This is a genomic window from Comamonas kerstersii (assembly GCF_008801935.1).
Lineage (GTDB): Bacteria > Pseudomonadota > Gammaproteobacteria > Burkholderiales > Burkholderiaceae_C > Comamonas > Comamonas kerstersii.
Window position 1 is genome coordinate 186073 of the sequence record NZ_VZOT01000005.1, and the last position, 20144, is coordinate 206216.

18 protein-coding genes are annotated in these 20144 nt (G+C 61.2%); 9 read left to right on the forward strand and 9 right to left on the reverse strand.

Annotated elements, in window-relative coordinates:
• Positions 1-99: 99 nt before the first annotated feature.
• On the reverse strand, positions 100-294 hold the full coding sequence (locus F7P80_RS09665) for a heavy-metal-associated domain-containing protein (RefSeq protein ID WP_054067888.1): 195 nt from the start codon (positions 292-294) through the stop codon (positions 100-102).
• Between the two features lie 253 nt (positions 295-547).
• Between F7P80_RS09665 and F7P80_RS09670 the strand changes: the two genes are divergently transcribed.
• Positions 548-2224, forward strand: a complete 1677-nt coding sequence (locus F7P80_RS09670) for a methyl-accepting chemotaxis protein (protein ID WP_151044356.1) — start codon at positions 548-550, stop codon at positions 2222-2224.
• Between the two features lie 174 nt (positions 2225-2398).
• Here the strand turns inward: F7P80_RS09670 and gstA are convergent, their stop codons facing one another.
• The gene (gene gstA, locus F7P80_RS09675) at positions 2399-3007 is read right to left on the reverse strand and encodes a glutathione transferase GstA (RefSeq protein WP_151044358.1); all 609 of its coding nucleotides are present in this window, start codon (positions 3005-3007) and stop codon (positions 2399-2401) included.
• A 243-nt stretch (positions 3008-3250) separates the two neighbouring features.
• Here gstA and mnmG point away from each other — a divergent pair, with 243 nt between their 5' ends.
• The 6 genes from mnmG (at position 3251) to F7P80_RS09705 (ending at position 9271) form a co-directional block, all read left to right on the forward strand.
• A complete protein-coding gene (mnmG, locus tag F7P80_RS09680; RefSeq protein ID WP_151044360.1) occupies positions 3251-5215 on the forward strand; it encodes a tRNA uridine-5-carboxymethylaminomethyl(34) synthesis enzyme MnmG in 1965 nt (654 codons plus the stop codon).
• On the forward strand, positions 5212-5880 hold the full coding sequence (rsmG, locus tag F7P80_RS09685) for a 16S rRNA (guanine(527)-N(7))-methyltransferase RsmG (RefSeq protein ID WP_151044362.1): 669 nt from the start codon (positions 5212-5214) through the stop codon (positions 5878-5880). Before mnmG ends, rsmG begins: the two co-directional genes overlap by 4 nt.
• Positions 5881-6097: 217 nt before the next feature.
• On the forward strand, positions 6098-6868 hold the full coding sequence (locus tag F7P80_RS09690) for a ParA family protein (RefSeq protein WP_054067892.1): 771 nt from the start codon (positions 6098-6100) through the stop codon (positions 6866-6868).
• A gap of 55 nt (positions 6869-6923) precedes the next feature.
• The gene (locus F7P80_RS09695; protein ID WP_151044364.1) at positions 6924-7478 is read left to right on the forward strand and encodes an RBBP9/YdeN family alpha/beta hydrolase; all 555 of its coding nucleotides are present in this window, start codon (positions 6924-6926) and stop codon (positions 7476-7478) included.
• Between the two features lie 3 nt (positions 7479-7481).
• A complete protein-coding gene (locus F7P80_RS09700) occupies positions 7482-8396 on the forward strand; it encodes a ParB/RepB/Spo0J family partition protein (RefSeq protein WP_151044366.1) in 915 nt (304 codons plus the stop codon).
• Between the two features lie 14 nt (positions 8397-8410).
• Positions 8411-9271: a class I SAM-dependent methyltransferase gene (locus tag F7P80_RS09705; RefSeq protein ID WP_249041428.1), complete on the forward strand. Its 861-nt coding sequence runs from the start codon at positions 8411-8413 to the stop codon at positions 9269-9271.
• 17 nt (positions 9272-9288) lie between these two features.
• On the opposite strand, the gene F7P80_RS09710 is transcribed toward F7P80_RS09705, so the two are convergent.
• On the reverse strand, positions 9289-10185 hold the full coding sequence (locus tag F7P80_RS09710) for a helix-turn-helix domain-containing protein (RefSeq protein ID WP_054067895.1): 897 nt from the start codon (positions 10183-10185) through the stop codon (positions 9289-9291).
• 81 nt (positions 10186-10266) lie between these two features.
• Here F7P80_RS09710 and F7P80_RS09715 point away from each other — a divergent pair, with 81 nt between their 5' ends.
• Entirely contained in the window at positions 10267-11532 is a 1266-nt protein-coding gene (locus tag F7P80_RS09715; protein ID WP_151044368.1) for an MFS transporter, read from the forward strand.
• A 67-nt stretch (positions 11533-11599) separates the two neighbouring features.
• Here F7P80_RS09715 and F7P80_RS09720 read toward each other — a convergent pair whose 3' ends face one another.
• Positions 11600-12553, reverse strand: a complete 954-nt coding sequence (locus F7P80_RS09720; protein ID WP_249041429.1) for a fumarylacetoacetate hydrolase family protein — start codon at positions 12551-12553, stop codon at positions 11600-11602.
• A 376-nt stretch (positions 12554-12929) separates the two neighbouring features.
• Between F7P80_RS09720 and F7P80_RS09725 the strand changes: the two genes are divergently transcribed.
• Positions 12930-14237, forward strand: coding sequence for a Glu/Leu/Phe/Val family dehydrogenase (locus F7P80_RS09725; protein ID WP_151044548.1), 1308 nt, complete (start codon positions 12930-12932; stop codon positions 14235-14237).
• Between the two features lie 69 nt (positions 14238-14306).
• Here F7P80_RS09725 and F7P80_RS09730 read toward each other — a convergent pair whose 3' ends face one another.
• The 5 genes from F7P80_RS09730 to F7P80_RS09750 all read right to left on the reverse strand — a co-directional run bounded on the left by F7P80_RS09730 (position 14307) and on the right by F7P80_RS09750 (position 20124).
• The gene (locus F7P80_RS09730) at positions 14307-15167 is read right to left on the reverse strand and encodes an HpcH/HpaI aldolase/citrate lyase family protein (protein WP_151044372.1); all 861 of its coding nucleotides are present in this window, start codon (positions 15165-15167) and stop codon (positions 14307-14309) included.
• 81 nt (positions 15168-15248) lie between these two features.
• On the reverse strand, positions 15249-16190 hold the full coding sequence (locus tag F7P80_RS09735; RefSeq protein WP_249041437.1) for a tripartite tricarboxylate transporter substrate binding protein BugD: 942 nt from the start codon (positions 16188-16190) through the stop codon (positions 15249-15251).
• 155 nt (positions 16191-16345) lie between these two features.
• Entirely contained in the window at positions 16346-17710 is a 1365-nt protein-coding gene (locus F7P80_RS09740; RefSeq protein ID WP_151044376.1) for an MmgE/PrpD family protein, read from the reverse strand.
• A gap of 44 nt (positions 17711-17754) precedes the next feature.
• Entirely contained in the window at positions 17755-18939 is a 1185-nt protein-coding gene (locus tag F7P80_RS09745) for a CaiB/BaiF CoA transferase family protein (protein WP_054067898.1), read from the reverse strand.
• An 18-nt stretch (positions 18940-18957) separates the two neighbouring features.
• Positions 18958-20124 (reverse strand): acyl-CoA dehydrogenase family protein, encoded by a 1167-nt coding sequence (locus F7P80_RS09750; RefSeq protein WP_054067899.1) that lies wholly within the window; start codon positions 20122-20124, stop codon positions 18958-18960.
• Positions 20125-20144: the final 20 nt, after the last annotated feature.

Consider the following 20144-nt stretch of genomic DNA (forward strand, 5'->3'; position numbering starts at 1 on the left):
GCGCAGCACGCTTTCCGCTGCCTAGCCTGTGGGAGACAGGCCTGTTGCTTTCATCGCAGCAGGCGCAGCCAGCACCGGGGCTGACGCCTGCTGGCCACCTCAGGCGACGGTATAGCCTTCTTCCTGTATGGCCTGGCTCAGTGCTTCGCGGGAAGCTTCACTTTGCACCACCACCTTGCCGCTGGCGCGATCGATGCTGGTCTGGGCCTGTGCATCCACTTCAGCAATGGCGTTTTGCACTGCGCGTTCGCAGTGGCCGCAGGTCATACCACTGACTTGAAAAACGTGTTCCATAGCAACTCCTTGATTTCGGGAAATGGTGTAACTGTACTGCGCCGGGCAGTATGTGTTTCATGTGAAACAGTGTGGGCAGCACAATTCTTGCAATAAAGCCCTCAAAGGGATTTCCTTAAGCATGGGTTGTGCACCATGTCTGGCACACTCTACAAATTGTTACCGTGCTGTGCCATCGGGCATGGGCAGAGACACAGCTTGAATCTGACGCTGGAGCCATGGGCTCTGGCAAGCCATGGGAGGATTTCAGATCATGGATCTGTTTGGATTGTTGCGCCTGTTCACCATCAGGACCCGCATGATTGGCGCCATTGTGGTGGTGCTGGTATTGCTGGGCATTCTGGGTGGTGCTGGCATGTTTGGCATGTTCCGCATTCATGCGCTGAACCAGAGCTTTTTGAATGGGCCTTTCCAGCAGACCGGGCAGCTGTCCAAAGTCCAGGAAGGCATGGCACGGGTGCAGGCGCTGGAAAAGGACATGATCATCCAGTACGAGCAGCCCGCACAGCTGGCGCAGACGCATGAGCGCTGGAAAGCTGGGCTGCAGACCGTGCTGACAGACAGCCAGGTGCTGGCCGAGCAGGCATCGCCGCAGGAGCGTGAAGCCCTGCAGCAGCTGCAGCTGTCTTTGCAGCAGTACGAAGAATTTTTTGCACCCGTGGCACGCCAGCTGCTGGCCAGTGGTTATGACAGTGCCACTGTGGCGCAGCGTGTGGGCCAGAAGGCCAAGCAGGCCTATGAGGTGGCCGAGCAGCAGCTGCATACCTTTGCACAGCTGCTGCAGCAGCAGGCGCAGGCCGCACAGGACAGCGGCAGCGCCGTGGCATCGCAGACACAGTGGCTGTTTGCGCTGGCCCTGGTCGTGACGGTGGTGGTGGTGGCGCCGCTGACGCTGCTCAACATGATTTCCATCTGCCGCCCTTTGCGTGATGCCAAGCAGCTGGCTGATGCGATTGCTCAGGGCGATCTGACGCAGCAGCTGCATGTGGTGGGCAAGGATGAGGTCTCAGCGCTGCAGCGCGCTCTGCAGACCATGCAGGCCAATCTGAACAGCATGGTCGGCGGGCTGCGCGATGCCAGCCACAGCATTGAAACGGCGACCAGCGAAATTGCCATGGGCAATAGCGACCTGTCGATGCGTACCGAGCAGACGGCGGGCAATCTGGAGCAGACCGTGGCCTCGCTCACGCAGCTCACGGCCTCGGTGCAGCAGACGGCATCGTCGGCGCAGGTCGCGAATCAGCTGGCGGCATCGGCTTCGCAGACGGCTTCGCAGGGCGGTGCCGTGGTAGAGCAGGTGGTGCACAGCATGGAAGAAATTGCCACGACCAGCCGCAAGATTGGCGACATCATCGGCCTGATCGACACCATTGCCTTCCAGACCAATATCCTGGCCCTGAATGCCGCCGTGGAAGCCGCTCGCGCCGGTGAGCAGGGTAGAGGCTTTGCCGTGGTGGCGGGCGAAGTGCGTGCGCTGGCAGGGCGCAGTGCCCAGGCGGCCAGCGAAATCAAGCAGCTGATTCAAAGCAGCACGGGCGCGGTCAATGGTGGCGTGAAGAACGTAGAAGCGGCAGGCCGCACCATGCAGGATGTGGTGCAGAGCATTCAGCGCGTGAGTGATGTGATTGCCGAGATCACGGCCGCATCGGGCGAGCAGTCACGCGGCATTGCGCAGCTGAACCAGGCTGTCAACGACATTGACCGCATGACCCAGCAAAATGCCGCGCTGGTGGAAGAATCGGCTGCAGCGGCAGATTCGCTCAAGGGCCAGGCTGCGCGCCTGGGCGAAATGGTGCAGCAGTTCCGCCTGCTGCAGCAGGCAGTGCAGCTGCACGCCTACCAGCGCTCCGTCCCTGCGCCACACAGCGTGCAGCCTGCTGTGGCCATGGCACAGCTGCGTGACAGACAGGAGCAGGCATTGCTGCAATAAAAACAGTAGCTGCCAGCGCTTGAAAATCAAAGCTTTCAGATATTTATCTATTTAAAATCAAGGAACTACAAGCGCAAGCAGCTATATTTTTAGATACATCACATAAAAAAACGGGCTTCCAGAAGGAAGCCCGTTTTTTCTGATGTTTGTGTTGTTGAGGCTTGCCGGGTCTGCTTACTTGAGCAGACCTTCAGCACGCAGCGCGGCCTGCACGGCAGGGCGGCTGCCTACGCGTGCCAGATAGGCTTGCAGGTGGGGCAGATCGCTCAGATCCAGGCCTACAAACTTGCCCCAGCCGCTGACGGTGAACAGGTAGGCATCGGCCACGGTGAACTGCTCGCCCATCAGGTAGTCCTTGCCTGCGAGCTGCTGCTCCACCCACTCAAAGCGGCCGCGCAGCGCTTCGCGCACGGAAGGCTTGTAGTCCTCGGGTGTGCCGGGCTTGAACAGGGGGCCAAAGCTCTTGTGCAGCTCGGTGCCGATGAAGTTCAGCCACTCCAGCACGCGGTAGCGCTCCATGCTGCCGACGGCGGGCAGCAGCTTTTTCTCGGGTACCTGGTCTGCCAGGTACTGCACGATCACGGGGCCTTCGCGCAGTGTCTGGCCATCGTCCAGCACCAGGAAAGGCACATAGCCCAGCGGATTGATGCTGTAGAAGTCGGTGCCGTCCTGCAGCTTGTGGCTCTTGGTACTGACCAAGATGAACTCACAGGGCAGGCCAGCTTCTTCGGCCACGATATGGGGCGACAGCGAACAGGCTCCGGGGCTGTAATAAAGCTTCATAGTTCTTTCATCCTTTCATGAGGGCTGGAGAGTGCATGGACAGGCATGCCACAGACATTGCACATGCTGCCTCAGCTGCTTGAACATGTGGATGAAAGGGCCAAAGACAAGATGGGGAAAGGGTGGGAAAATTCAGGGTTTTGCCTGCGCCTGAAAAATTGCGAGCTGCGCGGGCGCACACATCGCGCACCCGAACGGCTGCGCAGGGCGCAGAAGCCGCCTGCGACGGAGTTGAGAGAACCCATGTTGTACCCCCAAGAATTTGATGTGATCGTCGTTGGCGGCGGTCATGCTGGCACCGAAGCGGCGCTGGCTGCAGCCCGTATGGGCTGCCAAACCCTGCTGTTGACCCACAACATTGAAACCCTGGGCCAGATGTCCTGCAACCCATCGATTGGTGGTATCGGCAAGGGCCATCTGGTCAAGGAAGTGGATGCCATGGGCGGTGCCATGGCGCTGGCCACGGACAAGGGCGGTATCCAGTTCCGCATCCTGAACAGCTCCAAGGGCCCAGCCGTGCGTGCCACACGTGCGCAGGCAGACCGTATTCTGTACAAGGCAGCCATCCGCGAGATGCTGGAGAACCAGCCCAATCTGTGGCTGTTCCAGCAGGCGGTCGATGACCTGATGGTCGAGGGCGACCGCGTCGTCGGTGCCGTCACGCAGATTGGCCTGAAGTTCCGCTCCAAGACCGTGGTGCTGACCGCAGGTACTTTCCTGGACGGCAAGATTCACGTGGGCCTGGACAACTACGCAGCAGGCCGTGCGGGAGATCCTCCAGCGGTGACTTTGTCTGCACGTCTGAAAGAACTCAAGCTGCCACAGGGCCGTCTGAAAACGGGGACACCCCCACGTATTGACGGACGCACCATCGACTTTGCGCAGTGCGAAGTGCAGCCCGGTGACGGTATGCCAGGTGGCCCCAACGAGGGCCAGATTCCGGTGTTCAGCTTCCGTGGCAATGCCGCCATGCACCCCCAGCAAATGCCTTGCTGGATTACACATACCAACGAGCGTACGCACGAAATCATCCGCAGCGGTTTTGACCGCAGCCCCATGTTCACCGGCAAGATCGAAGGCGTTGGCCCTCGCTACTGCCCCAGCGTGGAAGACAAGATCAACCGCTTTGCGGACAAGGACAGCCACCAGATCTTCCTGGAGCCCGAAGGCCTGACCACGCACGAGTTCTACCCCAACGGTATCTCGACCAGCCTGCCTTTTGATATTCAGCTGGCGCTGGTGCGTTCCATGAAGGGTCTGGAGAACGCGCACATCCTGCGTCCCGGTTATGCGATTGAGTATGACTACTTTGACCCCCGTGGCCTGAAGTCCAGCTTTGAAACACGCCAGATCAACGGACTGTTCTTTGCGGGCCAGATCAACGGTACGACCGGCTATGAAGAAGCTGCGGCCCAGGGACTGTTCGCCGGCATCAACGCTGGTCTGCAGGCACGTGACATGGAAGCATGGACGCCCCGCCGCGACGAAGCCTATCTGGGCGTGCTGGTAGACGACCTGATTACCAAAGGTGTGACCGAGCCTTACCGCATGTTCACCAGCCGTGCAGAGTTCCGCCTGCAGCTGCGTGAAGACAATGCAGACATGCGCCTGACCGAAATTGGCCGCAAACTGGGTGTGGTGGGTGATGAACAGTGGGATATGTTCAACCGCAAGCGCGATGCTGTTTCACGTGAAACAGAGCGCCTGAAGTCCACCTGGGTGCATCCACGCAATCTGCCTGCGGCAGAAGCAGAACGTGTGCTGGGTAAGAACATTGAGCACGAATACAACCTGTTTGATCTGCTGCGCCGTCCCGGTGTGGAATACAACGCGCTGGTATCCATGAACGAAGGCAAGTACCAGTCCGAAATTGTTTCACGTGAAACGCTGGGTGATCTGCATGCCGATGTGGTGGAGCAGGTAGAGATTGCCGCCAAGTACTCTGGCTACATCGACCGCCAGAAGGAAGAAGTGGAGCGTGCTGCACACTATGAAACCCTGCACCTGCCTGCCGACATGGATTACATGCAGGTCTCGGCCCTGTCGATTGAAGTGCGCCAGAAGCTGCAGAAGCACCGCCCTGAGACACTGGGTCAGGCATCGCGCATTTCCGGTGTGACACCCGCGGCCATCTCGCTGCTGATGATTCACCTGAAGAAGGGCGGCTTCCGCGGCTTTACCGCTGCCGCCAAGGAGGCTTCCGAATGAGCGATCTGCGCCAGCAACTGGAGCAGGGTGCGGCCCAGCTCGGCCTGCACCTGAGCGTGGAGCAGTTCGACAAGCTCATGGATTTTCTGGACCTGCTGCAAAAGTGGAACAAAGTCTACAACCTCACTTCCGTGCGTGATCCGCAGGAAATGGTGTCGCTGCACATGCTGGACAGCCTGGCGGCCGTGCCTGCGCTGCAGCGCCATGTGGCTTCGCTGGGCAAGGCTGCCGGCGAACACACGCGCCAGCTGGATGTCGGTTCTGGTGGTGGTCTGCCCGGTGTGGTGTTTGCCATCTGCTGCCCCGAAGTCGATATTGACTGCGTGGATACCGTGGCCAAGAAAGCGGCCTTCCTGCAGCAGGCGGCCGTGAGCCTGAAGCTGCCCAACCTCAAGGGCATCCACGCGCGCGTGGAAACACTCAAGGGGCCTTACGAGGTGGTGAGCTGCCGCGCCTTTGCGTCGCTGATTGACTTCACCACCTGGTCGCGCCGTGCGATTGCAGACAACGGCATCTGGTTTGCCATGAAGGGCAAGCACCCTCAGGACGAGATCGACGCCCTGGGCAAAGGCGTGCAAGTGTTTCACGTGGAACCATTGCAGGTGCCTGGCCTGGATGCCGAGCGCTGCATTGTGTGGGCGAAACCCGTCGCTGACACACATTGAATATGCGAGCGGCTGCGCCCTCGCATAAACTCGGGTCTTGCACTCAGAGTTTTCAGTGTGGGCAGACCGTACACCTCCACAGGGCACGCACCAGTGCCCACATTGAAAGGCCTCAGCGGTTTCGCTGGGCCTTTTTGCTTTGTGTGCCAGCAGCACATGCCGTGCTCACAGCGTGTTTTCTTTTCAGGCGCTACGCGCCGTTCACCAGCGATTTCTCATGGCCAAAATTTTCTGTATTGCCAACCAAAAAGGCGGCGTCGGTAAAACAACAACAGCAGTGAATCTGGCAGCAGGTCTGGCCAAAGTCGGTCAGCGGGTCTTGCTGGTGGACCTGGACCCCCAGGGCAATGCCACCATGGGGTCGGGCGTGGACAAGCGCGCGCTGGAACTGAGTGTGTATGACGTGTTGCTGGAGTCGGCTTCGATCAAGGAAGCCGCCGTGCTGGCTGAAAAATGCGGCTACCACGTGCTGGGCTCCAACCGTGAGCTCAGCGGTGCCGAGGTCGAGCTGGTGTCGCTGGAGCGCCGCAATGATCGCCTGAAGGCTGCCATTCAGGCCGCAGACCAGGACTTTGACTTCGTGCTGGTGGACTGTCCACCCAGCCTGTCCATGCTGACACTGAACGGCCTGTGTGCGGCACATGGCGTGATCGTGCCCATGCAGTGCGAGTACTTTGCGCTGGAAGGTCTGACCGATCTGGTCAACACCATCAAGCAGGTACACGCCAATATGAACAAGGATTTGCAGATCATTGGCCTGCTGCGCGTGATGTTTGACCCCCGTACCACGCTGCAGCAGCAGGTCAGCGACCAGCTCAAGGCCCATTTCGGTGACAAGGTGTTTGACACCGTCATCCCCCGCAATGTACGTCTGGCAGAAGCGCCCAGCTATGGTCTGCCCGGCGTAGTGTTTGACCCTTCGGCCAAGGGCAGCAAGGCCTTTGTGGACTTTGCCAAGGAAATGGTCAAACGCATCCAGAAGATGTAATGCAAGCCAAATTGACCTCTAACGCAGATCCAGCAAGCGCGAGCAGCTATACAAAGTGACAGTTTTCCCCTCCACCCCCCATGTTCTGTTGCTGCCCGGATGGCAGAACTCTGATGCCAGCCACTGGCAAAGCCTGTGGGAACAGCGCTATGGTTACACCCGCGTGCAGCAGCATGACTGGCAGCGCCCGCTGCGCGGTGACTGGTCCATCCAGCTGCAGGAGGCGGTGCTGGACAGCGAGCGTGACGTGGTACTGGTGGCGCACAGCCTGGGCTGCATGCTGGCGGCCTGGTGGGCCGCACATTCACCCTTGGCCAAAACCAGGGTGAAGGCTGCGTTGCTGGTCGCACCGGGTGATGTGGAGCAGGCAGATCTGCGCCAGATCTTGCCCGGCTGGTCGCCCGTCATGCTGCAGCGCTTGCCGTTTCGCAGCGTGCTGGTGGGCAGCCGCAATGACCCGTACTGCAGCTTCGCCCGCGCCCAGCAGATGGCGCAGGCCTGGGGCTCGGAACTGGTGGATCTGGGTCATGCCGGCCATATCAATTCCGACAGCGGGCTGGGTGACTGGGATGCCGGTCATGCCCTGCTGCAACAACTGATGAAAGACTAAGCCATGGTGACAAAGAAACCCAAAGGACTGGGACGTGGCCTGGAAGCCCTGTTAGGCCCCAAGGTGGAAGAGAGCGCAGCCGCAGTCAGCACCGATGTGCCCAGTACCCTGCCTGTGACGGAAATGGTGGCGGGCCAGTACCAGCCCCGCACGCGCATGGACGAAGGCGCGCTGTATGAGCTGGCCGAGAGCATCAAGGCGCAGGGCATCATGCAGCCGATTCTGGTGCGCAGGCTGGCCAAGGGCGAGCATGCAGGCAAGTACGAAATCATTGCCGGTGAGCGCCGTTTCCGTGCCTCCAAGCTGGCGGGGCTGGAGGTGGTGCCCGTGCTGGTGCGCGATGTGCCCGATGAAGCCGCTGCCGCCATGGCGCTGATTGAAAACATTCAGCGCGAAGACCTGAACCCGCTGGAAGAAGCCCAGGGCCTGGCGCGTCTGGTCAAGGAATTCAACTACACGCACGAGCAGGCCGCGCAGGCGGTGGGCCGCTCGCGCTCTGCCGCATCCAATCTGCTGCGCCTGCTGAATCTGGCAGAACCTGTGCAGACCATGTTGATGGCAGGTGACCTTGACATGGGCCATGCCCGTGCCCTGCTGGCACTGGACCGGGCCGAGCAGATCAACGCAGCCAACCAGATCGCCGCCAAGAAACTGTCCGTGCGTGAGGCAGAAAACCTGGTCAAGAAAATGGCCGAAAGCGCGGATGGCACAGCGTCCGCCAAGGCACAGAAAGCTGCCAAGTCCCGCGATGTGTTGCGCGTGGAAGAAGAGCTGTCTGACCTGCTCATGGCACAAGTCGAAGTGCGCGTGAAAAAACGCGTCAAGCGCGACGGCAAGTTCCACGACATGGGCGAGCTGGCCATCCAGTTTGGTTCGCTCGAAGAGCTCAATGGGCTGATTGAAAAACTGCGCGCTTAAGGCACGAACCTGAAATGACTCGACTGCTGCCCTGGCCGCTGCCCGCTTTGTTGACCTGGGCTGCGTCCTGGGCAGTTTTTTTGGGAGCCAGCCATACGCTGCCCTGGTGGGGTGCCGTACTGCTGGCCTGTGCCTTGGGGTCTGCGGCCAGCCTGCTGGGCCATGGCTGGTGGCGGCGCTGCATGATTGCAGCAGGCTTTCCACTGTCCTGGCTGGTGCTGGCGGCAGGCCAGATTCCGGCATGGGGCTGGCTGATTCCACTGGCCTTGCTGCTGCTGGTCTACCCCCTCAATGCCTGGCGCGATGCGCCAGTCTTCCCCACGCCTGCGGGGGCGCTCGATGGCCTGGCGCAGCACATTGCTTTGCCCGCAGATGCCAAGCTGCTCGATGCCGGCTGTGGCATGGGTGATGGCCTGCAGGCGCTGCACCGCGCATGGCCGCAGGCCAGGGTCTATGGCGTGGAATGGAGCTGGCCGCTGCGCTGGGTGAGCCAGCTGCGCTGCCCCAGGGCGCGTGTGCGGCGTGGTGATATGTGGGGTGTGGACTGGTCGGCCTACGATATGGTCTATCTGTTCCAGCGGCCTGAGACCATGAGCCGCGCAGCCGTCAAATCCCTCGGTGAAATGCGTGAAGGCGCATGGCTGGTGAGCCTGAATTTTCCGATTCCTGATGTCACACCAACCTATATCGATCAGCTCGATGATGGGCGTGAGGTTTACGCCTATCGCGCGCCACTGGCCGAGGTAGACCGCGAAAGTGTGGAAGCCGATGAAGTGGCTGGCATGCTCGCTCCCAGCCCGCAGGGCATTGTGGTCAATGGCCAGCGCCTGTATCCCGGCAGGGGCCGCCCCGGCGGCACACCCAAGCGTCGCTGAATACGCGCTGATCCGCTTCAGAGCGTTGTTGCTGCGCCTTTTTGCTGCCCCAGAAAGCTGGTCGCGCTCATACCCACGGTACGGCGCACCAGTGCATTAAAAGCACTGGGGGTGTAGCCCAGCTCTGCAGCGATCTGGGCAATCGGCAAGCGCCGCGCCGCCAGAGCGACGGCCTTGGCCAGCACCACTTGCTGGCGCCACTGCGTAAACGTGCAGCCCAGTTCGCTGCGAAACAGCCGGGCCACGGTGCGCAGGCTGGCCCCTGTGTCCAGCGCCCATTGCTCCAGGGTCTCATGGCGTGTGGGGTCATCAATCACGGCTTCGCACAGGTGCTTCAGGCGCTTGTCCTGCGGCAGGCGTACCCCCAGCTCAATCACTGGTGCACGGCGGATTTCGCCGCACAGCAGGGCGCTCAGATGGGTTTCGCGCTCCAGCAAATCGGGTGTCAATGGCTCCGCCTGATCGCTGCGGGTGTCCATTTCTACGACCAGTGCCCGCAGCAGGGCAGAGGCTTCCAGCACGCGGCATTGCTGCCAGATGGCATCGTTCATCCAGCGTGCCTGCACGCCGCCACCACAGGCTTCGGGCAGAAAGTACAGCGTGTACAGGCGTGCCGTTTCCACCAGCGTCACTGCGTGTTCCACTCCGGGTGGCACCCACACGGCACGGTGCGGTGGCACAAGATAGGTGGCATCGGGCAAGGACACGCGTATGACCCCGCCCGTAGAAATTGCCAGCTGCGCCCAGGCGTGGCGGTGCGGCATGATCAGGGTGTCTTTGTCCAGCTCGCGCATCTTGGAGCGCACAGGCCGCTGCGCATGCGGTTGATAGAGCATGGGGTCGAGCAGCGGAATTGCCGCTCTGGTGCGTGCATGGCGGTGTGGATTGCTGCTGGAGGGGGCGGCTTGAGACATGGTCTGGAATTGGCAGATATGCGCGATCTTTTGGCAGACTATCGCATACCTGCCGCAGTCGCGCTGACTAAGATGCGCGGCATGACGACTGCTTCCATGACCTCTGCGACACCGCCTGTGCGCAGCGATATCCGCACCATCAGCCTGGTAGGCCTGGCTCACGGCTCTTCCCACTTTTTTCACCTGCTGCTGCCGCCGCTGTTTCCGTGGCTGATTGCGGAGTTTGACTACAGCTATGCACAGCTCGGGGTCATGGTGTCGCTGTTCTACGTGGTCTCTGGTGTGGGGCAGATGCTCTCAGGCTTTCTGGTGGACAAGGTGGGTGCACAGCGTGTGCTGTTTGCGGCGCTCACCAGTTTTGTGGTGGCGGGGCTGATTGCTTCCGTGGCCCAGAACTACGCCATGCTGCTGGCGGCATCCTTGTTTGCGGGGCTGGGCAATGCGCCGTTTCACCCCGTGGACTTCACCATTCTCAACAAGCGTGTCACAGCCAAGCACATCGGCCACGCGTATTCCGTGCACGGCATCTCCGGCAATCTGGGTTGGGCCGCGGCTCCCGTGTTCATGATGGGCATTACCACGGCCACAGGCTCCTGGCGGATGGCCTGCTTCTGTGGCGCCATGTTTGCGGCTGTGGTGCTGACGGTCATGCTGATCAACCGCCGCTGGCTGGATGACAAGGCCTTTGACGTACCTGCTGCGCCCAAGGCTGCTTCGTCCCAGGGCGGTGCGGAGGCTGTGGAAGAGAGCCCCTTTGCCTATCTGAAGCTGCCAGCGGTGTGGCTGTGTTTTGCTTTCTTTTTCTTCAGCACCGTGGGGCTCAGTGCCGTGCAGAACTACGCCAGCACAGCCCTGAACCTGATGTATGAACTGCCGCTGACACAGACCGCGCTGGTGGTCACAGGCTTCATGCTCTGCGGGGCTGTGGGCATGGTGGGTGGTGGCTTTCTGGCCCAGTATGTGCGCCGTCTGGAGCTGACGATTGCCATCTTCCTGCTGCTGGCTGCAGGCTGTCTGGCACTGGTGGGCACGGGCTGGCTGCCGGGTTCGGTGGCACTGGTCGTGGCATCGGTGGCCGGTTTTGGTCACGGGCTGGCAGGCCCTTCGCGCGACATGCTGATCAAGCGCGCCACACCGGCAGGTAGCACGGGCCGGGTGTACGGCACCGTGTATTCAGGCCTGGATTCAGGCTTTGCGCTGGCTGCCCCCATCTTTGGCTGGATGATGGACCACCATCTGCACAGCCAGGTGTTCTATGGCGCTGGCATTGCGCTGGCACTGAGCGTGTGGGCGGCAACGGCGGTGGGGGGGAGTCTGCACCAGAAAAACACCCCGCGCGCGGCCTGAAAAGCTGTGCTGCAGACAACCAAGGCCGCGAAAGCGGCCTTGGTTGTTGATGCGTCATCTGTACGGCTTAGAACTGCCAGCGTACCTGTCCCAGCCCTTCAAAGGACACGGTGACCAGGTCACCCGCCTGCACTTCAGGGCAGCCTGTCCAGGTGCCGGTCGTCACCACAGTGCCGGCCTTGACCGTGCCGTAATGGGCCGTCACATGCTTGAGCCAGTCCGCCAGCAGCCAGGTGGGGTCCTGCAGGCTGTGGCTGCCGGTAAAGCGCTGGGCTTCGCCATCATTGACCTGCAGCGTGCAGACCTGCTGTGTCCAGTCGTGCTCGCGCAGCGGGGCAAAGTCTTGCCAGGCGCTCAGTGCCAGGCCGCCATGGCACTGGCCGTCAGCCAGCAGCGTCAGTGCAGGGGCCTGGAGGCCTTCGCGCCAGCGGCTGTCTACAAATTCGATGGCCACTGCATAGGCATCGACCAGCTCGCGCGCAGATGCTGGCGTGAGTGTTGCAGCCTGCTCCTGTGTCACGTTCTGTGCAATGCGCAGTGCAATTTCGCCTTCCACGCCACGCAGGCTGAAGACGGTGGCGGGCGCGCTGGCGGTGTCCACTTCGGCCTGGATGCCAGGCTCAGGCAGGGGGGCATGGATCAGCTGCGCGGCATCACGTGCGGGGCCGCCAGACTTCCAGTAGCGGGGCACGCTACCCTGAGGCCACCACTGACGTACCAGTGCCAGCGCGCTTTGCACTGCGCGTGCATCGGCCGCATCACGCAGCATATAGGCCACGTCAGCGCCGCTGGCCGTGCGTTCGCCCAGCTTGTGGCTCCACCACAGCGCATCGGCAATGGAGTAGCAGTCCTGTGGCAGTTCAGGAGTGAGCCTGACCCAGTCAGGCAGGATGTCTTCAGGGTCGTCCTTGGCCAGCAGGTTCAAGCCCAGCGGGGGCTGGTTGGCAAAGGGAGAGGGGCCTGTGGAGCAGTAGCCCGTGGAGCAATCTTTGTTGGATTCGGTCGACATAGATCGAATCATGGCAAAACCTGGCGGCATTGCGAAGCTGGGGTGCATGTGCCCGCACAGCGCAGACAGGAATGCAAGTGCTGCCCGCCCAGAAGACAGATCTGGGGTGGGAACTTGGAAAGGTTTGTTACGTAATGGCGCTGCATGAAATTTGCAGAAATTGCTGTATGTCTCGTACGAAATATCGTGGTGATGTCCGTCATTGCATGAATATGCAAGAAATTTATAAGTGAAGAAACAGGCGGCGTTGGACAGCACCAGGGCTTGCGCGTAGCCTGTCAGCATGACTTCCGGCAGCAGCGTGTCTGCGGAGACGGATGTGGGTGTTGCTGCCGCACACCAGTCTCCACAGATACCAGCGGAAGGGGTTTCTTCACGAGAGGTGCATATGTCTGTGTATGAGCAATCCGCCCTGGCGACCAAGCATGCCTTGCCGTCGTATCTGAATGCAGATGAGATCGGCCCATGGGGGACTTACCTGCAGCAGGTCGATCGCGTCACACCCTATCTGGGCTCTCTGGCCCGCTGGGTCGAGACGCTCAAGCGTCCCAAGCGCATTCTGGTGGTGGATGTCCCCATCGAAATGGATGATGGCACGATCGCTCACTTCGAGGGCTATCGCGTACAGCACAACCTGAGCCGCGGCCCAGGCAAGGGCGGCGTGCGTTTTCACCAGGATGTGACGCTGTCGGAAGTGATGGCGCTGTCGGCCTGGATGTCGATCAAGAACGCGGCTGTGAACGTGCCTTATGGCGGAGCCAAGGGCGGCATCCGTGTCGATCCGCGCAAGCTCTCCAAGGGTGAGCTGGAACGCCTGACACGTCGCTACACCAGCGAGATTGGTCTGCTTATCGGCCCCACCAAGGACATTTCTGCGCCGGACGTGAACACCAATGCCCAGATCATGTCGTGGATGATGGACACCTACTCCATGAACACCGGCGCAACGGCCACAGGTGTGGTCACGGGCAAGCCCATTGATCTGGGTGGCTCACTGGGGCGTGTGGAAGCCACAGGTCGCGGCGTGTTTACTGTGGGTGTGGAAGCGGCCAAGCTGATCGGCCTGCCTGTACAGGGTGCACGGGTGGCCGTGCAAGGCTTTGGCAATGTGGGTGGCACTGCTGGTCGCCTGTTTGTAGAAGCAGGTGCGCAGCTGGTGGCGGTGCAGGACCACACAGGCAGCATCTACAACCCGCTGGGCATGGATGCCGCTGCTTTGCAGGAGCATGTGCGTGAACACGGTGGTGTCAAAGGCTTTCCTGGTGCAGAAGCCATCGATACGGATGCTTTCTGGTCCGTGGACTGCGACATTCTGATTCCCGCTGCGCTGGAAGGTCAGATCAACAAGGACAACGCCGAGCGCATCAAGGCACGCATGGTGATCGAAGGAGCCAACGGCCCCACGACCCCTGAGGCCGACGACATCCTCCACGACAAGGGCGTGCTGGTGCTGCCTGACGTGATCGCCAACGCCGGTGGCGTGACCGTGAGTTACTTTGAGTGGGTGCAGGATTTCTCCAGCTTCTTCTGGAGCGAGGACGAGATCAACGCCCGTCTGGTGCGCATCATGCAGGAGGCGTTCGCCGCCGTGTGGCAAGTGGCGCAGGACAACAAGGTCAGTCTGCGTACTGCCACCTTTATCGTGGCCTGCAAGCGCATTCTGCACGCCCGCGAGGCGCGTGGCCTGTACCCCTGATTCAGGGGCGGTACACAGCAACAAAGCGGCCAGTTGGCCGCTTTGTTGTAAGGCTGCGTGCACTGTAGTTCAGCTGCGCTGCATGGCCCAAGCATGGCGTTGCAGCGTGCGCTGTGCCAAGTGCAGCACAGGGGCATCGACCATCTTGCTGTTGACCACACACACACCACCGTTGGCTGCCTCCATGGCTTGCACCACGGCTTGGGCGTGTTCTACGGTTAGGGCATCGGGGGCAAATACGGCGTGTACGCCTTCCAGCTGTGCGGGGTGGATGCATAGCTTGCCGCCAAAACCCATGCGCAGCGCGCGTGCGGTGTCGCTGTGCAGGCGTGCGGGGTCCTGGGTGTCCACCGTGACTCCGTCAATGGGCGGGGGCAGGCCTGCACGGCGCGATGCCATGACCAGGGCCATGCGGGTAGGCAGCAGCTCGCCTTCGTCGGGCGCGCATTGCATGCCCGCATCCACCTGAAAATCCAGATGCCCAAAAGCCAGGCGCTGCACCTGGGCTGCGCGGGCCAAGGCTGGCAAGGCATCCATGCCGGCCACGGTTTCGATCAGGGCCACCAGCGCGCAGCCGGTACCGGTTTGCTGGGCCAGTTGGTTCAGGTATTCGGGCGATTCGGCTTTGGGCACCACGGCGCCAGCCAGACCGCGTGAGACCAGCGTAGCCACGGTGTGCACATCGTCATCGACCCATGCGGTGCCCGCTGCGTTGATGCGCACCAGCAGGCGTGTGCGCTGGGCCGCATCCAGTGTGGGCACCAGGGCTGCCAGCGCTGTGCGTGCGCTGGCTTTGTCGTCGGGGGCTACAGCATCTTCCAGGTCGGCAATCACCATGTCGGCGCTGCTGGCGAGGGCTTTGTGCAGGCGCTCGGGGCGGGAGGCAGGAACAAACAGAAACGAGCAGGCGTGGCGCAGCAAATCAGACATGGCAGCAGTTCGGTGGCAGGCAGAAAAATCGGCGTAAACCGCGCAGAGGCACAGCCCTGCGCGGTGCGGTGGGGGCAGCGCTTATTCCGCGCTCCCCCCGGTTTCCTTGATCACCTTGGCCCAGCGCTGCACTTCGGCGGCCAGGTGGCTGCGCAGGCCTGCGGGCGAGGCTTTCTCGGGCGAGACCAGGTCGGCACTCAGATCACTGATGCGGGCTTTGACGACGTCGTCCTGCAAGGCCACGTTCAGGGCTTCGTTGATCTTGGCAATCACGGCCTGAGGCGTGCCCTTAGGTGCGTACATGCCGTGCCAGACTTTGACGTCAAAGCCTGGCAGACCCTGTTCGTCCAAGGTGGGAATATCGGGCAGCGAGGCCAGGCGTTCGGGCGTGGTCACGCCAAAAACCTTGGCGCGTTTGCCGACCTTGATCACCGGCACGGTCTGGGTGGTTTGGTCGCAGAGCAAATCCACCTGGCCGCCCATCAAATCGTTCATGGCAGGGCCGGCACCCTTGTAGGGAATGGTGGTCAGATTCACTCCCAGTTGGTGCATGAGCAGCATGCCGCACAGCTGCGAGACTGCCCCTATCCCGGCATTGGCCAGGGACACTTTGTCGGGGTTCTTTTTGACGTAGTCCTGCAGTTCCTGGAAGTTGTTGGCCGGGAAATCCTTGCGCGACAGCAGCGTCATGGGTACATCCAGCACCTGGCCAATGGGTTCAAAGTCTGCGATGGGGTCGTAGGGCAGTTTTTTGTACAGTGCCGGAGCGGTGGCCATGCCCATGTGGTGGATCAAGATGGTGTAGCCATCGTTCTTGGATTTGGCGACACGGGTGGGCGCAATCGTGCCGCCCGCACCGACAGTGTTTTCCACGATCACGGGCTGGCCCAGCACCTGGCCCATTGGCACGGCCAGCAGGCGCGACACCACATCGGTGGGGCCTCCGGCGGAATACGGGACGACCAGGGTCACGGGCTTGCTGGGCCAGTTGTCGGCCATGGCCGAACCCATGCCCAAACTCATCAAAACGCAAGCGCTGATCAGGTGTCGGCGTGCCAGTGGGTAGCTCTTTGTCATGGTTGTCTCCTTGTCAGGGTGAAAGTGAGGGGTGCTGAAGCACCCTCTATGGGATGTAAGCCGCGCGGGTGCAGGCCCCCGCCTGCCCTCGCTGCGTGCGTTCAGGGCAGCAAACGCCCAATCTGAGGCCATTGCGCCACCTGCCACAGTCGCGCCACAGCCGCTTCGGCCTGTGGCGCGGCCACGGCCCCGCCATAGCGCGCCAGGCGCAGGGCTTTGTCGGTGATTTCTGCACGGCTCAGGGTGTTGCCGGGATCGCCCTTGGGCTCATCCACGCGGCCATGCAGGGTGCGGCCATCGGTGGTGGTGACAGTCACTTTGCCAATCCAGCGCTGGGGGTAGGCCTGATCGACTTCGCGGTCCAGCTGCATCACCACTTTGTCGCGCAAGGCTACGGTTTCCGGGGCCTGAAAGTGGGCGTCAAATTCGCTCAATCCGGCAAAGCCAAAGCGCGCGGCCAAGCCCAGCACGGTACCCATGGAGAATTTGCTCTGGTGTACGGTGCTGGGGTTCACTACGGGGCCGAGCACATCGATGGCGCCTTGGTGTACATGGCAGGTCACTTGCGCCAAATCGGCAGGCTGCAAGCCGTTGTGCTGCATGACTTGCAGTAGGGCATCTGCAGCTGGATGGGTGTGGCGGCAGGAGGCATGCCATTTGAAGCTGGTCTCTGCCGTGGCCCAGCGCGTACCCAGCCCTTCGGTGAGTTTTGCGGGATTGGCATCCGTGCTCATGCCGGCGGCCAGACCTTGCGGGCCGGTGAAGATGTCTTGTGCGCCCGTGAATCCATCTTTGCCCAGGTACGCTGCAGTCAAGCCTGCAGAGGCAGCATGTGCGGTGTGCAGCTGTTTGCTGTCTGCCGCCGTGCGCAAAAACTCCCACAAACCCGCAGCCTGTGTACCCGCAGAGCCCAGGGCATGCTGCATTTGGGCGGGTGTTAGCCCCAGCAAATTGCCCACGGCAGCGGCCGCTGCCAGCGTGCCTGCGGTGCCGGTGGTGTGAAAAATTTTGTAGTGGCTGCGGCCCAGAAACTCACCCACGCGGATGCCGACTTCATAGCCCGCCACGCAAGCAGCCATGAGCTGTGCACCGCTGGCACCAATGCTCTGCGCCACAGCCACTGTGGGTGGAAACACCACGGCCGCAGGGTGGAACACCGAGCCGTTGTGCACATCGTCCTGCTCAGCCACGTGCGATGCGGCGGCATTCGCCAGCGCAGCCATCATGGGTGAGGTGGTGCTGCGCTGACCGATCACTTCGCAAGGACCTTGGGCCGGGCCTTGCGACAGCGCAAAGCGCGCAATGCTTTGCACCGGGCGGGCACTTTGCCCGGCCAGCACCGAGCCAAACCAGTCCACCCACAAATCTTCCGCTTTGCACTGCACCGCTTCCGGCACATCGTCCCACTTCAGTGTGGCGGCAAACTGTGCCAGGGGATGCACAGCAACTTGTTTGTCTTGTTTCATGGTTGTCTCCAGAGCAGGCAGCGCTTGCATTACCTGCTTTTTATTTATGCATTCACCGAGGCGATTTGCTCTGCGCTCCAGCCCAGCTCCGCCAGGATGCTGGCGTTGTGCTGGCCCACGGCAGGCACGGCTTCCATGCGGTAGTCAAAAGCACTGTTCACTCCGGGCGGCAGCAGTGCGGGGACATCACCTTGGGGTGTGCCTACGGTGCGCCAGCGCTGGCGTGCTTGCAGCTGCGGGTGCTCCCACAAGTCGGCCATTTCGTTGACGCGTGCATTGGCAATACCAGCTTGCTCCAGACGCTCCACCACTTGGGCCGCAGTCAGTGCGGCAAAGGTTTGCACGATCAAGGCTTGTAGTGCTTCGCGGTTGGCATTGCGCTGAGCATTGCTGTCAAAACGGGTGTCGGTAGCCACATCGGGTTGCAGAAGCACGGTGTCGCAGAAGGCCGTCCACTCGCGCTCGTTTTGCAGGCCCAGCATCACCGTCTTGCCATCGCCTGCCTGGAAAGGCCCATAAGGGTAGATGCTGGCGTGGGAAGCTCCGGTGCGTGGTGGTGGCGGTGCGCCGTCGTAGGCGTAGTACAAGGGGTAGCCCATCCACTCGCCCATGGCTTCCAGCATGGACACATCAATGTGGCTGCCCGCCCCCGTCTTGCCGCGCAGTAGCAGGGCCGAGAGGATGTTGGTGTAGGCATACATTCCCGCTGCAATATCGGCCACCGAGATGCCCGATTTGCTGGGGGTCTCCGGCGTGCCGGTCACCGATAAAAAGCCAGCCTCGCTTTGGATCAGCAAGTCATAGGCTTTCTTGTCGCGGTAGGGCCCATCGGCCCCATAGCCGCTGATGTCGCAGACGATCAATTTGGGATTGAGCTCCTTGAGCGTCTCGTACGACAAGCCCATGCGTGCCGTCGCGCCAGGAGCCAGGTTTTGCACTAGCACATCGGCGGTTTTCAACAGCTCCAGCAGGGCCGCTTTGGCCGCAGGTTGTTTGACGTCAAGCGCCAGGCTCTCTTTGCTACGGTTGATCCAGATGAAATGTGAGGACTGCCCGTTTACACGCTGGTCATAGCCGCGTGCAAAGTCGCCGTTGCCAGGGCGTTCGACCTTGATTACGCGGGCACCCAGATCGGCAAGCTGGCGTGTGCAAAACGGTGCAGCAACTGCGTGTTCCAGCGAAACGACGGTAATGCCGTCCAGCGGACGAGGGCGTTGAGAGGCTGCCATGTCAGATTCCCCCGATTTTTAGAACGAACGTGGTAGACCCAACAGGTGCTCGGCCACGTAGGAATAGATCAGGTTGGTCGAAATCGGCGCCACCTGGTACAGACGTGTTTCGCGAAATTTGCGCTCCACGTCGTACTCGCAGGCAAAGCCAAAACCACCGTGGAATTGCAGACAGGCATTGGCAGCTTCCCAGCTGGCCTTGGCCGCCAGGTACTTGGCCATATTGGCCTGGGCTCCCATGTGCTCGTGCTTGTCGTACAGCTCACACGCTTTCCAGCGCATCAGGTTGGCGGCCTCGAGTTCGATAAAGGTTTCAGCAATCGGGAACTGCACTCCCTGGTTCTGGCCAATCGGGCGGCCAAACACCACGCGGTCTTTGACGTACTGGGTCACACGGTCCATGAACCAGTAACCATCACCAATGCACTCGGCGGCAATCAGCGTGCGTTCGGCGTTCAGGCCGTCGAGGATGTATTTAAAGCCCTTGCCTTCTTCGCCAATCAGGTTCTCTTCGGGAATCTCCAGGTTTTCAAAGAACAGTTCGTTGGTCTCGTGGTTGACCATGTTCGGGATGGGGCGCACGGTCATGCCCTTTTTCTCTGCCTCGCGCAGGTCCACCATGAAGATGGACATGCCTTCGCTTTTCTTGGTCACCTCGGCCAGCGGCGTGGTGCGCGCCAGCAAGATCATGAAGTCGCTGTGCTGGATGCGGCTGATCCACACCTTCTGGCCGTTGATGACGTATTTGTCGCCCTTCTTCACGGCGGTGGTCTTGATCTTGGTGGTGTCCGTGCCCGTGGTGGGCTCGGTCACCCCCATGGACTGCAAACGCCATTCGCCGGTCGCAATCTTGGGCAAGTACTTTTGCTTTTGCTCCGCAGAACCGTGGCGCAGCAGCGTGCCCATGTTGTACATCTGGCCATGGCAGGCGCCGGAGTTGCCGCCGCAGCGGTTGATCTCTTCCATGATGACCGAGGCTTCGGTCAGCCCCAGGCCGGAGCCGCCGTATTCCTGCGGGATCAGCGCCGCCATCCAGCCGGCTTCCGTCAGCGCATTGACGAACTGCTCGGGGTAGGCGCGTTCCTCGTCCACCTTGCGGAAATACTCATCCGGAAAGGCTGCGCACAGGTCGCGGATGGCATCGCGGATTTCGTGGTGGTTGTTCGATTGGGTCAACTCGATCATGGTGTGTCTCTTTGCATTGT

Coding starts and splice junctions, on each gene's coding strand:
- F7P80_RS09665 (WP_054067888.1), bottom strand. CDS start 294: ATGGAACACGTTTTTCAAGTCAGTGGTATGACCTGCGGCCACTGCGAA.
- gstA (WP_151044358.1), bottom strand. CDS start 3,007: ATGAAGCTTTATTACAGCCCCGGAGCCTGTTCGCTGTCGCCCCATATC.
- F7P80_RS09710 (WP_054067895.1), bottom strand. CDS start 10,185: ATGTCTCAAGCCGCCCCCTCCAGCAGCAATCCACACCGCCATGCACGC.
- F7P80_RS09700 (WP_151044366.1), top strand. CDS start 7,482: ATGGTGACAAAGAAACCCAAAGGACTGGGACGTGGCCTGGAAGCCCTG.
- F7P80_RS09740 (WP_151044376.1), bottom strand. CDS start 17,710: ATGAAACAAGACAAACAAGTTGCTGTGCATCCCCTGGCACAGTTTGCC.
- F7P80_RS09720 (WP_249041429.1), bottom strand. CDS start 12,553: ATGATTCGATCTATGTCGACCGAATCCAACAAAGATTGCTCCACGGGC.
- F7P80_RS09730 (WP_151044372.1), bottom strand. CDS start 15,167: ATGTCTGATTTGCTGCGCCACGCCTGCTCGTTTCTGTTTGTTCCTGCC.
- mnmG (WP_151044360.1), top strand. CDS start 3,251: ATGTTGTACCCCCAAGAATTTGATGTGATCGTCGTTGGCGGCGGTCAT.
- F7P80_RS09690 (WP_054067892.1), top strand. CDS start 6,098: ATGGCCAAAATTTTCTGTATTGCCAACCAAAAAGGCGGCGTCGGTAAA.
- F7P80_RS09715 (WP_151044368.1), top strand. CDS start 10,267: ATGACGACTGCTTCCATGACCTCTGCGACACCGCCTGTGCGCAGCGAT.
- F7P80_RS09750 (WP_054067899.1), bottom strand. CDS start 20,124: ATGATCGAGTTGACCCAATCGAACAACCACCACGAAATCCGCGATGCC.
- F7P80_RS09735 (WP_249041437.1), bottom strand. CDS start 16,190: ATGAGTTTGGGCATGGGTTCGGCCATGGCCGACAACTGGCCCAGCAAG.
- rsmG (WP_151044362.1), top strand. CDS start 5,212: ATGAGCGATCTGCGCCAGCAACTGGAGCAGGGTGCGGCCCAGCTCGGC.
- F7P80_RS09670 (WP_151044356.1), top strand. CDS start 548: ATGGATCTGTTTGGATTGTTGCGCCTGTTCACCATCAGGACCCGCATG.
- F7P80_RS09745 (WP_054067898.1), bottom strand. CDS start 18,939: ATGGCAGCCTCTCAACGCCCTCGTCCGCTGGACGGCATTACCGTCGTT.
- F7P80_RS09705 (WP_249041428.1), top strand. CDS start 8,411: ATGACTCGACTGCTGCCCTGGCCGCTGCCCGCTTTGTTGACCTGGGCT.
- F7P80_RS09725 (WP_151044548.1), top strand. CDS start 12,930: ATGTCTGTGTATGAGCAATCCGCCCTGGCGACCAAGCATGCCTTGCCG.